This is a genomic window from Kribbella sp. NPDC054772, from assembly GCF_053611945.1.
Window position 1 is genome coordinate 311,568 of record NZ_JBSHBJ010000005.1, and the last position, 13,574, is coordinate 325,141.

General features: G+C 68.9%; 12 protein-coding genes and 1 tRNA gene. 4 read left to right on the top strand and 9 right to left on the bottom strand.

Features of this window, described 5'->3' with window-relative positions; translation table 11 throughout:
- Nucleotides 1-82 precede the first annotated feature (82 nt).
- The 3 genes from ACWGID_RS11880 to ACWGID_RS11890 all read right to left on the bottom strand — a co-directional run bounded on the left by ACWGID_RS11880 (nucleotide 83) and on the right by ACWGID_RS11890 (nucleotide 1,845).
- Nucleotides 83-607, bottom strand: coding sequence for an EXLDI protein (locus ACWGID_RS11880; RefSeq protein ID WP_452196415.1), 525 nt, complete (start codon nucleotides 605-607; stop codon nucleotides 83-85).
- A 136-nt stretch (nucleotides 608-743) separates the two neighbouring features.
- Complete coding sequence (locus ACWGID_RS11885; protein ID WP_452196416.1) at nucleotides 744-1,352, bottom strand: hypothetical protein; 609 nt, start codon at nucleotides 1,350-1,352, stop codon at nucleotides 744-746.
- A gap of 232 nt (nucleotides 1,353-1,584) precedes the next feature.
- Nucleotides 1,585-1,845 carry a cell division protein CrgA gene (locus tag ACWGID_RS11890; RefSeq protein WP_452196417.1) on the bottom strand — a complete coding sequence of 87 codons (261 nt, stop codon included), beginning with the start codon at nucleotides 1,843-1,845 and terminating at the stop codon, nucleotides 1,585-1,587.
- A 99-nt stretch (nucleotides 1,846-1,944) separates the two neighbouring features.
- Here ACWGID_RS11890 and ACWGID_RS11895 point away from each other — a divergent pair, with 99 nt between their 5' ends.
- Both ACWGID_RS11895 and ACWGID_RS11900 read left to right on the top strand, forming a co-directional pair.
- Nucleotides 1,945-2,715 carry a DUF881 domain-containing protein gene (locus tag ACWGID_RS11895; protein ID WP_452196418.1) on the top strand — a complete coding sequence of 257 codons (771 nt, stop codon included), beginning with the start codon at nucleotides 1,945-1,947 and terminating at the stop codon, nucleotides 2,713-2,715.
- A gap of 8 nt (nucleotides 2,716-2,723) precedes the next feature.
- Nucleotides 2,724-3,341 carry an aminodeoxychorismate/anthranilate synthase component II gene (locus ACWGID_RS11900; protein WP_452196419.1) on the top strand — a complete coding sequence of 206 codons (618 nt, stop codon included), beginning with the start codon at nucleotides 2,724-2,726 and terminating at the stop codon, nucleotides 3,339-3,341.
- Between the two features lie 74 nt (nucleotides 3,342-3,415).
- Here the strand turns inward: ACWGID_RS11900 and pknB are convergent, their stop codons facing one another.
- The 6 genes from pknB to ACWGID_RS11930 form a co-directional block, all read right to left on the bottom strand.
- Nucleotides 3,416-5,245 carry a Stk1 family PASTA domain-containing Ser/Thr kinase gene (gene pknB, locus ACWGID_RS11905; protein WP_452196420.1) on the bottom strand — a complete coding sequence of 610 codons (1,830 nt, stop codon included), beginning with the start codon at nucleotides 5,243-5,245 and terminating at the stop codon, nucleotides 3,416-3,418.
- A gap of 109 nt (nucleotides 5,246-5,354) precedes the next feature.
- A complete protein-coding gene (locus tag ACWGID_RS11910; protein ID WP_452196421.1) occupies nucleotides 5,355-6,809 on the bottom strand; it encodes a peptidoglycan D,D-transpeptidase FtsI family protein in 1,455 nt (484 codons plus the stop codon).
- Nucleotides 6,806-8,203, bottom strand: coding sequence for an FtsW/RodA/SpoVE family cell cycle protein (locus tag ACWGID_RS11915; protein ID WP_452196422.1), 1,398 nt, complete (start codon nucleotides 8,201-8,203; stop codon nucleotides 6,806-6,808). The genes ACWGID_RS11910 and ACWGID_RS11915 overlap by 4 nt, the downstream gene beginning before the upstream one ends.
- Nucleotides 8,204-8,279: 76 nt before the next feature.
- The gene (locus ACWGID_RS11920) at nucleotides 8,280-9,686 is read right to left on the bottom strand and encodes a PP2C family protein-serine/threonine phosphatase (protein WP_452196423.1); all 1,407 of its coding nucleotides are present in this window, start codon (nucleotides 9,684-9,686) and stop codon (nucleotides 8,280-8,282) included.
- A 10-nt stretch (nucleotides 9,687-9,696) separates the two neighbouring features.
- A complete protein-coding gene (locus ACWGID_RS11925; protein ID WP_452196424.1) occupies nucleotides 9,697-10,179 on the bottom strand; it encodes an FHA domain-containing protein FhaB/FipA in 483 nt (160 codons plus the stop codon).
- A gap of 10 nt (nucleotides 10,180-10,189) precedes the next feature.
- On the bottom strand, nucleotides 10,190-11,053 hold the full coding sequence (locus ACWGID_RS11930; RefSeq protein ID WP_452196425.1) for an FhaA domain-containing protein: 864 nt from the start codon (nucleotides 11,051-11,053) through the stop codon (nucleotides 10,190-10,192).
- Between the two features lie 170 nt (nucleotides 11,054-11,223).
- Here ACWGID_RS11930 and ACWGID_RS11935 point away from each other — a divergent pair.
- A tRNA-Leu gene (locus tag ACWGID_RS11935) sits at nucleotides 11,224-11,307 on the top strand.
- A 173-nt stretch (nucleotides 11,308-11,480) separates the two neighbouring features.
- Nucleotides 11,481-13,286 carry a bifunctional metallophosphatase/5'-nucleotidase gene (locus ACWGID_RS11940; RefSeq protein ID WP_452196426.1) on the top strand — a complete coding sequence of 602 codons (1,806 nt, stop codon included), beginning with the start codon at nucleotides 11,481-11,483 and terminating at the stop codon, nucleotides 13,284-13,286.
- The last annotated feature ends 288 nt before the right edge of the window (nucleotides 13,287-13,574 follow it).

A 13,574-nucleotide genomic window follows, 5' to 3' on the forward strand; every position in this document is an offset into this window, starting at 1 on the left:
GCGTGCTCGCCCGACCGGCCGGCCCGCGTCCGGGGCGCCGGTGGTCAGCTGTTGTGGATCAGTTAGATGTCGAGGTCTTCGACTAGATGTCCAGGTCTTCGACGGCGGGCTGGTGCGCGGCTTCCTCGACCAGTTCGTAGAGGTCCGGCGGGATCAGGTCGCGGAGCTCCTCGACGGTCTCGACGATGTCGAGGGTGGCTTCGCCCTGGGCCATGCTCCAGGACTGGTCCGCGCTCCAGTTGCCGATCCAGGAGCGCCAGCCGGACAGGTAGCGCTCGTCGTCACCGCTGACGGTGAACTGGTTGCGGCGGTCCGCGTGCAGGACGTACTTCCCGGTCCGGCTCCGGTACACCTTGAAGGCCTCGTAGCCGGTGCTGCTCGACCGGCCGCCTTCCGCGAGCAGTACGCCGGAGAACCGTTGCTTGCGGCCGGTGCCCCGGCCCACGCGGACGGTGATCTCGTCGTACCCCTCGAGGCGTCCTTCTTCCATCTCGACGTACCTGCGCAGTGCGATCGAGATCGCCGAGGACAGGTTGCCGCCGAGTTCCTGCGCCTTCTTGTACAGCGGCAGGTCGTCGTCGGACACGTAGATCGTCTTGTTGGGCATCGCTTGTCTCCTCCTACGTAGAACTATACGCAGACGGGTACGCAGGCGTCTACATATATCTCTACGTAGACGCGGAACCGCCCGCGACGGGATCCGTCGCGGGCGGTCCGAGCGGCCCAGTTCGAGCTGCCTCGTTCTAGCTCGGTGAGTACAGCCAGGGCTGCTTGAGGTCGAAGAACGCCGGTGGGCCGGCGGCGAGGCTGTTCATCTCGTCCATGTCCGCCTGCAGGTCCGCTGGGACCTTCTTCTGCTCGCCGGCGCGGGCGTCGGCCTCGGTGGTGAAGAACATCGCCATCGTGTAGTCGCCGTCGTCGTACATGGCGACCTCGCTGGCGAGGATCTCGGGCCGGAACGCGGTCCACTCGTCACGGTGCTGACCCATCAGCTCCCGCGCGCGGTCCGGGTTGTTCCCGGCGCCCTGCATCACCTGGACGAAGCCGGCGGCGTCCGGGTCACCGGAGGTGTCGAGGACGACGTCCTCGGTGTCGTGGAAGGTGGCCTGGCCGGTGAGTACCGACGTGAACTCGTGCCACCACTTGTCCTGCGCGGGTGACTCGCTGTTCCGGCGCGCCGCGGCGGCGGAGTCGAAACGAGCCAGCGCGATGAACCGTCCGTCCGTGGTCACTCCGGCCGTCGTCCCCAGCCAGCCGGACGCCTCGGGCGCCAGTTCTTCCATCCACCGATCCATCGCGGCATGTGCCTGCTCGGCGTCGGTGACCTGTCCCTGAATGACCTGAACGAACATGAGACCCTCCCCTGTCTCCCCAGGTCGCTACGGATACTTCGACCGTACGCCGCCCGCCGCGCCCGGGCGGAGCCGTGTGGACATCCGAGAGGCTCAAACCTGAGTTATCCACAGATTTGAGCCGATTTCGACCACTTTCGGTGGAGAAGTAAGGGTCAGGCTGGGGATAACTCCCGCGAAACGGTGTGCACAATTGGGGACACCGCTGTGGATAACTCTGCGGAGCCGGGGATCAGACCCACTGGGTGGAGACGACGAAACCGACCGCGATCAGGCCCATGCCGATCAGCAGGTTCCAGTTGCCCAGGTCGTTCATCACCGGGATGTCCTGGCCGGCGACGTAGAAGACGACCAGCCAGGCGAGTCCGAGCAGCCAGCAGAACAGCATCAGCGGCGCGACCCACACGCGTGACTGGGTACGCGGCTTCTTCGGCGTCTTCTCGGCCTTGACCTTCTCGGTCTTCTTCTTGTTACGACTGCTCGACTCGGGCACGTCTGAACTCCTTGTAAGGACGCATAAGCTGACCGCTGAGGACCGTGCGGGTCCCGGTCCCGGGTTAGCGTAGTGCAGAGAGCAATATGGAGATCACGGGTGCGTAGGTTGAGGCGGATTTCGCTGTGGCGCGTAGGCGCGCCGCTGGCGCTGCTGTGCGCCGGGCTGCTGTTCGCCACCAGCGCCACGAACGCTCGCGGCACCGACCTGCGCCCCAGTCGCAACACTACGCTCGCGGGCCTGGTGGAGGAACAGAGTCGCAGGAGCGCGACCCTGGTCCGGCAGCACGCCGCGCTCACCCAGGACATCGAGAAGCTGCAGGCGCAGCAGGGCTCGATCGACCCGGCGCTGGCCAAGCAGCTCGAGGACCTGTCCGACGACGTCGGCACCACCCCGGTCACCGGGCCTGGACTGACCGTCACGCTCAAGGACGCGCCGTCCGAGGTCGTCAAGGAGAACCCGGACGTCGACGCCGACTGGCTGGTGATCCACCAGCAGGACATCCAGGCGGTCGTGAACGCGCTCTGGGCCGGCGGCGCCGACGCGATCTCGATCCAGAACCACCGGGTCATCTCCACCACCGGGATCAAGTGCGTCGGCAACTCCGTGGTCCTGCACGGTGTGCCGTACCTGCCGCCGTACAAGATCACCGCGATCGGGGACCGGCGGAAACTGCAGAAGGCGCTCGACGACTCGCAGTACATCGAGAACCTGCAGGACTACGTGGTGAAGTTCCAGCTCGGGTACGACGTGAAGAGCGAGTCGTCGATCGCGATGCCGGCGTACGAGGGCACTCTGGACCTGCAGAGCGCGACCGTTCCCGGGTTCGAGCGGACACCGTCGACCAGCCCGTCCGTGACCGGGCGATAATGGTCCGCATGCCGCGGATCCTTGTCGTCGACAACTACGACTCCTTCGTCTACAACCTGGTGCAGTACCTGCAGCAACTGCAGGCCGACACCACGGTGCTGCGCAACGACGAGGTGACCCCCGACCAAGCCGGTGGGTACGACGGCGTGCTGCTGTCGCCCGGTCCCGGTACGCCGGAAGAAGCCGGCGCCTGCGTCGACATCGTCCGCGAGAAGGGCGGCGAGGTCCCGATCTTCGGCGTCTGCCTCGGCCTGCAGGCGATCGGCGTCGCGTACGGCGGAGTCGTCGGCCGCGCGGACGAGTTGCTGCACGGGAAGACGAGCCAGGTGTTCCACGAGGGGGCCGGCGTACTCTCCGGGCTCCCGTCGCCGTTCACCGCTACTCGCTACCACTCGTTGGCGATCGCGCAGGACAGCGTGCCGCACGAACTACAGGTCACCGCGCGGACCGAGGCAGGCGTGATCATGGCGGCGCGGCACCGCGATCTCCCGGTCGAGGGCGTGCAGTTCCACCCGGAGTCGGTGCTGACCGAGGGCGGTCACCGGATGCTCGCCAACTGGCTGACGATCTGCGGCGACCCCGAGGCGGTCGCCCGCTCCGCAGGTCTCGCACCAGTCGTCGGCTGACCCACTGCGCAGAAAAGAACCCCCGGAGCGATGATCGCTCCGGGGGTTCTCGCGTTCTCAGCCGCCGATCGTTCTCAGCCGCCGATGGTGATGCCCGGCGTGTTGGGCGTCGACGGCGGTGGTGTCTCGCTCGACGGCGGCGGCGTGTTCGGCTGCTCGATCCGGTTCACCGTCAGCGTGATCGTCGAACCCTTCGGCTTCTTCGTACCGCCCGGGACGCTCTGCGCGAGCACGGTGGCGTCCGGCGAGCTCGGGTCGTTGCCGTACTTGTAGCCGACCACGAATCCGAGTTCCTTCAGCTGCTTCGCCGCGTCATCGGCCGGGACCGTGACGACATCCGGTACGTCGACCTGCGTCTTGCCGCTGGAGATCGTCAGGGTGAACTCCTGACCCGACGGGTACTGCCCGTTCGGGTCCGGGCTGACCGCGAGCACGGTGCCCTTCTTCTCGTCGCTGTCCCGCTCGACCGCCGTGTCCTTGACCGTGAACTGGCCCTTGGCGTCCTCCAGCGTGTTCCGCGCCTTCGACTCCGACATCCCGATCACGTCCGGCACCGAGAACGCGCTCTGACCGGAGGAGATCACCACGCTGACGGTCGACCCCTGCTCCGCCTCGGTGTTGCCCTTCGGCGTCTGGCGGATGATCGCGCCGCGGCCGACCGTGTCGCTCTTCTCCGACGTCGACGAGATCTTCAGGCCCTGACCGGCCAGGATCGAGGTCGCCTCGGTCAGCGACTTGCCGGACAGGTCCGGCACTGTGACCTTGGCCGGTGCGGACGTGGTCGGCGGAGTGCCGCCGGCGTTGTCCTTGTTCATCTTGGTGAACAGCGCGTACGCGCCGACCGCGACCGCGACGATCGCCAGGCCGAGCAGGAAGTACGCCAGCCCGCGGTTGCGGCGGGAGCGGCCGTCCTCTTCGTCCAGTTCGTCGTCACCCGGCGGCAGGACGTCGTTGCCGCCGGTCTGCCGGAACGCCTGGGTCGCGGCCGGCGCGACCGCCGTCGGGGCCATCGCCCGGGTCTCGGCGACCGCGGCCATCGGCGCCGTCACCTGCTGACCGGCCAGCACCCGGTGGATGTCGGCGCGCATCTCGGACGCGCTCTGGTACCGCTCCTCGCGGTTCTTCGCCAGCGCCTTCAGGACGACCGCGTCGACCTCCGGCGGGATGTCCGGGTCGAACGAGGACGGCGGCAGCGGCTGCTCCCGCACGTGCTGGTAGGCCACCGACACCGGCGACTCACCGACGAACGGCGGACGCCCGGTGAGGAGTTCGTACAGCAGGCATCCGGTCGAGTAGAGGTCGGAACGAGCGTCCACGGTCTCGCCGCGCGCCTGCTCCGGCGAGAGGTACTGCGCCGTACCGATGACTGCCGCGGTCTGGGTCATCGTGGAGGACGTGTCGGCGACCGCGCGGGCGATCCCGAAGTCCATCACCTTGACCTGGCCCTGCGGGGTCAGCATCACGTTCCCGGGCTTGATGTCGCGGTGCACGATGCCGGCCCGGTGGCTGTAGTCCAGCGCCTCGAGCACGCCGGAGGTGATCTCCAGGGCGCGCTCCGGCATGATCTTGCGGCCCTCGCGGATCAGGTCGCGCAGCGTCTTGCCGGTGACGAGCTCCATCACGATGTACGGGATCGTGACGCCGGAACCGTTCGGGTCCGGCTCCTCGCCGGTGTCGTAGACCGAGACGATCGTCGGATGGTTCAGCGAGGCGGCCGACTGGGCCTCCCGCCGGAACCGGGCCTGGAAGGTGGCGTCACTGGCCAGGTCGACCCGCAGCCGCTTGATCGCGACGCTCCGGCCGAGCCGGTTGTCGACGCCTCTGCGGACCTCGGCCATGCCGCCGCGGCCGAGCGGTTCGCCTTCTTCGTACCGGCCGCCGACGAGACGTGCCTGCGATGTCATGACTCAGCCTTCCAAGCTGTCCGGAAACCACACTCAATTTGCCCACGGTAGCGGCCGCTACCGTGGGAACCCCGTCGGAAAGACCCACGGGAATCATTGCGTATCGCGCTCATTGGCCGAGCACCGCCTCCATCACCTGCTTGGCGATCGGAGCGGCCAGCTTGCCGCCGGCCACGTCGTCGCGGGCGACGTCGGCCTTCTCGATCAGCACTGCGACGGCGACCTTCGGGTCGTCGGCCGGCGCGAACGCGGTGAACCACGCGAACGGCGGGCGGTCCTTCGAGGTCTGCGCCGTACCAGTCTTGCCGGCCACCTGGACGCCGTTGATCCGGCCCGGCTTGCCGGTGCCGTTGTTGACGACGTCGACCATCATCGCGGTCAGCTGGGACGCCACCTCCGGGGTGACGGCCTGGTGCAGCGACTCCGGCTTGGTCTCCGAGACCGTCTTCAGGTCCGGGGTCTTCACGCTCTGAACCAGGTACGGCTTCATCACCTCGCCCTTGTTCGCGATGCCGGCCGCCACCATCGCCATCTGCAGCGGCGTCGCCCGGACGTCGAACTGGCCGATCGCGGACTGCGCGGTCTGCGGCTCGTTCGGGTCACCCGGGAACTGGCTGGTGGCCACGCTCGGCAGCTCGCTCAGCGGGCGGGCACCGAAGCCGAACTTCGCGGCCTGCTCGCGCAGCGCGTCCGGACCGAGCGCCATCCCGACGGTGCCGAACGCGGTGTTGCAGGAGTACCGCAGCGCGACCGTCAGCGTCGCGGAGTTGCTGCCGCCACAGTTCTTGCCGTCCTCGTTCACCAGCGGAACGGTGGTCTGCGGGAGCGGCAGCTGGGCCGGCGAGTTCACCTTGCTCTCCGGCGTGTACTTGCCGCTGGACAGCGCGGCCGCCGCGGTCACCAGCTTGAACGTCGACCCCGGCGGGTAGAGCTCCTGCGCCGCCCGGTTCGACAGCGGCTTGCTCGCGTCGGCGTTCAGGATCTTCCAGGCCGCGCCGACCTTCTGGGCGTCGTGCGAGGCGAGCACGTTCGGGTCGTACGACGGCCGGCTGGCCATCGCGAGGATCTTCCCGGTCTTCGGCTCGATCGCCACCACCGCGCCGGTCTTCCCGGCCAGCCCGTTGTACGCCGCCTGCTGGGCCGCCGCGTTCAGCGTCAGCGTCACGCTGCCGCCCTGCTGCGGCCGGTTGCTGATCACGTCGATGATCCGGCGGAATGCCATCGACGGGTCCGAGCCGTTCAGCTCGGAGTTCATCGTCAGCTCGATCCCGGCGCGGCCGTACAGGTAGGAGTAGAACCCGGTCGCCGGAGCGTACACCGGGCCGGAGGCGTAGGTGCGCTGGTACTTGAACCGGTCGTTCGACGGTTTGCTCTGCGCGACCGGCGTACTGCCGATCAGGATCGGGCCGCGGTTCACCGAGAACTGCGAGTCGCGGACCCGGTTGTTGTCGTTGCGGCCGTTGATCTCGTTGGCCCGGAAGGCCTGCAGGTACGTCGAGTTCGCCATCAGCGCGAGCATCAGGATGATCGCCGCCACGGCCAGTCGTCGGATCGCCGAGTTCACTGCTTCTGCACCGCCATCGCGATCGTTTCGTCGGACACGGGAGCGGCCGGTGTCTGCGGCCGCCGGGCCTGGTCGCTGATCCGCAGCAGCAGCGCGATGATCGCCCAGTTCGCGACCAGCGACGTACCGCCCAGGGCCATGAAGGGGGTGGTCAGACCGGTCAGCGGGATCAGTGCGGTGACACCGCCGACGATCACGAACACCTGCAGCGCGAACGACATCGCCAGACCGGTCGCGATCAGCTTGCCGAAGATGTCCCGGCAGCCGAGCGCCGTGCGCAGGCCGCGCTCGATGATCAGCGTGTAGACCAGCAGGATCGCGATCAGGCCGGTCAGGCCGAGCTCCTCGGCGAACGACGAGATGATCATGTCGCTCTGCGCGAACAGCGTGGCCTCCGGGTGCCCCTGGCCCAGGCCGCGGCCGAGGACACCGCCCCACGTCTGGCCCATCAGGCCGAGTTTGATCTGCCCGCCGTCGATCGCCCACGGGTCCAGCCAGTCGGTGATCCGGCGATGGACGTGGCCGAACGTCGCGTACGCGAAGAAGGCGCCGCCGGCGAACAGCAGACCACCGATGATCAGCCAGCCGGCCCGCTCGGTGGACACGTACAGCAGGAACAGGAACAGGCCGAAGAACAGCAGCGACGAACCGAGGTCGCTCTCGAACACCAGCACACCCAGGCTGACGCCCCAGGCGATCCCGATCGGGCCGAGGTCGCGGGCCCGCGGCAGGTCCAGCCCGAGGAAGCGGTGCCCGGCCAGGGTCAGGACGTCGCGCTTCACCACGAGATAGCCGGCGAAGAACACGACCAGGCAGATCTTCGCGAACTCACCGGGCTGGAACGACATGCCGGCCAGCCGGATCCAGATCCGGGCGCCGTTCAGGTTCACGCCGAGGCCGGGGACCAGCGGCAGCACCAGCAGCACCAGACCGGCCAGGCCGGCGGTGTAGGTGAGCGCCTGCAGCCGGCGGTGGTCGCGGACCACCAGGATCACGACCAGGAACAGTACGACGCCGACCGCGGTCCACGTGATCTGCTGTGGCGCGGCCGGTGACTTGGGTGCCAGGCCTTTGGCCTCGCGGAGCAGGGCCAGGCCGAGGTCGATCCGGTGGATCATCGCGACGCCGAGCCCGTTCAGCAGCACGGCGCACGGCAGCAGGACCGGATCGGCGTACGGCGCTCGGTACCGCAGCGCGAGGTGGGCGATCAGCGCGAGCAGCCCGATGCCGGCGGCGTAGTACCCGGTGCTGGCCGGGATCTTGTTCTGGACGGTCAGGCCGATGTTCACGTACGCGCCCACCGAGACGGCGACCGCGATCACGAGCAGCAGCAACTCCACCCCGCGCCGGGTGCGCGGGATGATCTGGATGACAGACGTCGACGCGATGCTCATCGACGTCCTCGCTTCGCTCCGGGCGCCGATGAGGCACGAGCACGCTGTGTTGTCTTGATGCCCTCGCTCCGCTCGGTCATCGGACCCCGTCACAATCATCCGCGTCGACCCCGGCGCCGGGCGAGGGCGAGGTGCTCGGCGTTGTCGGCACGTTGGTGACCGGCGTGGTCTTCGGCGGCACGGTGACCGGAGGCTTCGACACCGGCGGCTTGGAGACCGGCGTACTCGGCTTCGGGGTCGGTGTGGGCTTCACCTTGGCGGCACAGGCCGCCGCGGTCTGCTGCAGCTCGGCCACGATCGATCGCGCGCCGGCCAGGTTGTCCGCCTGGATGTTGCCCTCCACCTGCTCCCGGCTGTACGTCGGGAGCTTGTCGACCTGTAGCGCCTGCCGCTCGTAGACCTTCGACAGCGCCAGACCGGGAAGATCCGCCTCGACGCCCTTGAAGATCGCCACGTAGTCGCCGTCCGTGCCGACGTAGTACTGCTTCTGGGTCCAGCTGTACGCGTACCAGGCGCCGCCCCCGATCAGACCGAGGATGACCACCAGTACGGCGATCCGCCGCAGCCACGGGAACCGCTTCGGCGGCCGCGGCGCGTACCGCAGCTCCTCCGGGTCGACGCCCGGACCGTGCCCGCCGCCACCGCCCGGGCCGCTCTCGGCGCCGGTCCGGAGCGCGACCGTCGGCTCGCCGCGGCCGGTGCTGCCCTGGGCCAGCTCGGCGGCCGCGCCGACCAGTTGCGGTTGGGCGCCGCTCGCAGGCTCGGCCTCGACGACGTCCGCGACGACGCAGGTGACGTTGTCGTTCGAGCCCGCCTCGAGCGCGTGCGTGATCAGTTCGACGACGACCGAGTCCGGCGTACCGGAGGCCATCGACGCGGTGATCACCTCGTCACTCACGTAGTCCGGCAGGCCGTCGCTGCACAGCATCAGCCGGTCGCCGGCCTGGACGTCGAGGATCTGCAGGTCCGGGTCGGAGTCCGGACGGCCGTCGAGCACCCGGAGGATCAGGTTCCGGTGCGGGTGCGTGAAGGCCTCCTCCTGGGAGATCCGGCCCTCGTCGACGAGTGACTGCACGAAGGTGTGGTCGTGGCTCAGCTGGTACAGCTGGCCGTCCCGCATCCGGTACGCCCGGGAGTCGCCGAGGTGCGCCATCCCGAGCTGCTTGCCGTCGAACATCAGCGCGGTCACGGTCGAGCCCATGCCTTCGCGCTCCGGGTCCTCCTCGACCAGCTCGGAGAGCCGTTCGTTCGCCCGGTGTACGGCGCCGGCCAGCGCCTCGATCATGTCCTCGCCGCCGATCTCGGCGGTGTCGAGCCGCCGGATCACCTGGACCGCCGCCGCGCTGGCCACCTCACCGGCCGCGGCGCCGCCCATTCCGTCGGCGAGCAGCAGCAGATGCGGACCGGCGTACGCCGAATCCTCGTTGTTGCGGCGCACCCGTCCGACGTCGGACAGTGTGGCGTAGTCGAGCGACAGGGTCATCGAGGCAGGCCTACTTCGCGATGTTCAGCGTCGTCCGGCCGATCCGGATCGATCCGCCGATCTCGGCCGGAACCGGGCGGGTCACCCGGGCGCCGTCCAGGTACGTGCCGTTGGTGGAGCCGAGATCCTCGACCCACCACTGGCCCTCCGACTGGAAGACCCGGGCGTGCCGAGTGGAGGAGTAGTCGTCGTCCAGCCGGATCTGGCAGTCCGACCCGCGGCCGATGATCACGGCTTCCTCGGCCAGCGACGCACCGACCCCGGCCTGCGGACCGTCCGCGATCGTCACCGACCCGGGCAGGCCCTTGCGCTTCTTGGCCGGCTTGGCGGGCTTCGGCGTCCGGGACGCCTGCGGTACGGCGGGAGCCGCGATCCGGCTGTCCACCTTGGCACCGAACAGGTCGGACCTGATCACGGACAGCACCGCGAGGACGAACATCCACAACAGGGCCAGGAACCCCAGTTTGATCAGGGTGAGGGTCAGTTCCGACATGGACTTTCTGTCACCACCCGCTGCTCGGCGGCTGGGCCATCGGCTCGTCCGCGAGACGCAGCGTCATGGTCGTGTTGCCGATTCGGACGGTCGAGCCGTCCACCAACTCCGCCTCGGCGCTCCGGCGGCCGTTCACCAGCGTGCCGTTCGTGGAACCGAGGTCGACCAGCACCACCCGGATCCCGCCGGGGCCTTCCGGCATCAGCCGGATCTCCGCGTGCCGCCGGGAGACGCCCGGGTCGTTGATCTGGATGTCCGCGTCGGTCCCGCGGCCGAGCACCACGCCGGGCGGGTTGACCGGACGGCGCCGGCCGTTCACCTCGAGCATCACCTGCGGGTGGCCGCGACGCGGCGCCTGCTGCGGGGGCGGTTGCTGGGGTGCCTGCTGGGGCGGCATCGGCGGCTGCTGGTACGGCGGGGGGCTCTGCACGACCGGCTCGTTCGGCGGCACGTAGGGCTCCTGCTGGTAGGGCTGGGGCTCGTAGGCCGGCTTGCGTTGGGGCGTGCCGACCGTGGCGCTGACCACCCGGAACTTACCGGTCGGCAGCTCGTCGTGCTGGACCAGCTCGATGTCGATGGGCCCGGAGAACGTGTACCGCTGGATGTCCGCGTGGTCCCGCAGCTCGTTCGCGAGCTCGTGGTTGAGGGTCCGGCCGTAGGCGTTCAGCCGCTCGAAATCGTCCGGTCCCAGCTCGATGGTGAAGTGGTTCGGCACCAGCCGGCGGTCCCGGGACAGGATCCGCGCGGTGTTGTCGATCTCACGCTTGAGTGCCGCGGCCAGCTCGATCGGCTCGACATCACCCTTGAAAGCGCGCGCGAAGACACCGCTGACAATGCCTTCCAGGCGTCGCTCGAAGCGCTGTAGCGGTCGCACGCCTCCTCCTCCACAGTCGGTACGCCGAATCTGTCCACCGGTCGTGGCGGACACACCGGGTACGACGATCGATCGTATCGGGAGGTTCGACCGAACCCGCAATGTGAAGCTCCGGCACAACCCGTGCTACTGTTCCTTCTCGTCGCCAGGAGAGCAATCCAGGCGGCTGCGCGCGGGTGGCGGAATAGGCAGACGCGCACGGTTCAGGTCCGTGTGCCCGAAAGGGCGTGGGGGTTCAACTCCCCCCTCGCGCACAGACAAGGTCCCGGTCGATCACGACCGGGACCTTTCGCGTTCTCGCCCGGATTTCCTCCTTTCGGATGATCTCGCCGGGAACGGTTCGTAAATTTCTGTTTCCTCGGGTGCCGAAACGGGCAGAAAGTTGCATAGCGTCTGGATCTGACCGGGATCGAGAGGGGGTGGCGCTGTGGAACGGACGGTGGGACGGCGGTCGGTACTGGCCGGTGCGGGTGCGGCGGTGGCTTCGGTCGGGTTGGGCGTACCGGCGTACGCGAGTGAGGCGGCGCGGCGGCCCGGGGCGCCGGAGCTGATCGATGTCCAGTTGCTGAACATCACCGACTTCCACGGGAACAACCGGACGCCGACAGCGCAGGCCGACGGGTTCCTGCCGGGCCCGGACGGGCAAGTCAGCCTGCACGTGGGTGGAGCGGCGTACCTCGCGACGCATCTGCGGGCGATCCGGGCGGCGAAGAACTCGATCTTCTTCAGCGCCGGCGACAACTTCTGTGGCGGGCAGCCGCTGGACAACAAGATGCTGTCCGACGAGTCGACCATCGAGGTGCTGAACGCGCTCGGGCTGCAGTTCTCCGCGCTCGGCAATCACGAGTTCGACTACGGCGTGGACTACCTGATCGACCACCTGATGGCCGGCAAGCCCGTCGGTACGCCGGGGCGCGACTCGAGCTTCCCGGACTCGACCGGGCGGCGGTACCAGGGGATCAAGTTCGGTTATTACTCCGCGAACATCCTTTGGCGGAGTTCGCGCCGGCCGGTGTTCGCGCCGTACAACATCGAATGGGTGACCGACGGGCGGCGGCGCTACCCGATCGGCTTCATCCACCTGACCGTCTCGAACACCCCGACCGGCTCGAGCTCGTACAACCCGACGCTCGCCAGTATCGAGACCGCTGCGGCCGGCAACCAAGTGGCGGCGTACCTGAAGCGGCGTGGCGTGAACGCGCTGGTCGTGGTCGTGCACGACGGCGCGCAGCAGGCGGACAACTGGCACGCGCCGATCAACGGCGCGAACCTCGCGACCGGCCCGGCCATCCAGCTCGCCGCGGACCTGAGTCCGGACATCTGCGCGATCGTCACCGGGCACTGGCACTGGTGGTTCAACGCGATGCTCCCCGACCCGAACGGCGTACCGCGGCCGATGGTCGAGGCGGGTCACGCCGGGCAGATCATCAACGAGATCACCCTGAAGCTGGACCCGCGGACGGGTGAGGTGGTCCGCGACCTGACCGTCTCGACCAACCACCCGGTCACCCTCGACGTGACGCCCGACCCGCGGATCGCCCGGATCGTCGACTACTGGACGGCCTTCGGCGAGCGCCGCTACGGCACCGTCGCCGGCCACCTGACCGCCGACTTCACCCCCACCCTGTCGGCCGCCGGCGAGAGCAGCATGGGCGATCTCGGCGCCGACCTCTGCTACTGGTCGGCGCGGCGCAACGGGCCGGTCGACTTCGCCCTCGTGGCGGCCAAGCCGATCACCGGCTCGAACGCGGTCGCCGGCACCCTGCGCTACGCCAAGGGCAGCAACTCGTACGACGCCGACGGCGTCATCCTGTACGGCGAGGCGTACTCGCAACTGGGCTACGAGAACCCGATCCTGACCGTCACACTCACCGGTCAGCAGATCCACGACGCCCTCGAACAGCAATGGCAGCAGGCCGCCGACGGGACCGTGAAGTACGGCCCGCTGAACTTCTCCGCCAACGTCCGCGCCACCTTCGACACCCGCCGCCCGATCGGCGACCGCGTCGACCCCGCCGCCTTCCAGATCGACGGCGCCCCGCTCGACCCCACCAAGTCCTACCGAGTAGCCGGCCTCGCCTACACCCTGATCGGCGCCGACGGCTACCCCGCCCTCAACACCTTCACCAACCCCCACCGCAACGGCCGAGACCACGAACAATTCATCGACTACCTCCGCGCCAACCCCCTCATCACCCCCTCCCCCTTGAACCGCATCACCCTGCTCACCTAGAACCGTCGACGATCCCGCGGCGGGAGCAGAACCAGATGAGAGACTTCGGCATGGCAGAAACCGTTGGGCGCTCGTCGGCGTTCGCGGCGGCTGAGGCGGTGGCCGTCGGCCTCGATCTGGATCCGGGCGGCATCGAGTTGCTCGGGCCGATCGCAGACAACGCGGTGTTCCGGCTGCCCGATCACGTCGTCGCGGGCGGGGCCGGCGCCCCCCCCCCCCCGGGGGGCCGGCGGGGGGGGGCGGGGGGCCCGGGGGGGGGGGTCGGCGGGGGGGGGGGCGGGGGGCCGC

Coding starts and splice junctions, on each gene's coding strand:
- ACWGID_RS11920 (WP_452196423.1), bottom strand. CDS start 9,686: ATGACCCTGTCGCTCGACTACGCCACACTGTCCGACGTCGGACGGGTG.
- ACWGID_RS11880 (WP_452196415.1), bottom strand. CDS start 607: ATGCCCAACAAGACGATCTACGTGTCCGACGACGACCTGCCGCTGTAC.
- ACWGID_RS11925 (WP_452196424.1), bottom strand. CDS start 10,179: ATGTCGGAACTGACCCTCACCCTGATCAAACTGGGGTTCCTGGCCCTG.
- ACWGID_RS11885 (WP_452196416.1), bottom strand. CDS start 1,352: ATGTTCGTTCAGGTCATTCAGGGACAGGTCACCGACGCCGAGCAGGCA.
- pknB (WP_452196420.1), bottom strand. CDS start 5,245: ATGACATCGCAGGCACGTCTCGTCGGCGGCCGGTACGAAGAAGGCGAA.
- ACWGID_RS11900 (WP_452196419.1), top strand. CDS start 2,724: ATGCCGCGGATCCTTGTCGTCGACAACTACGACTCCTTCGTCTACAAC.
- ACWGID_RS11915 (WP_452196422.1), bottom strand. CDS start 8,203: ATGAGCATCGCGTCGACGTCTGTCATCCAGATCATCCCGCGCACCCGG.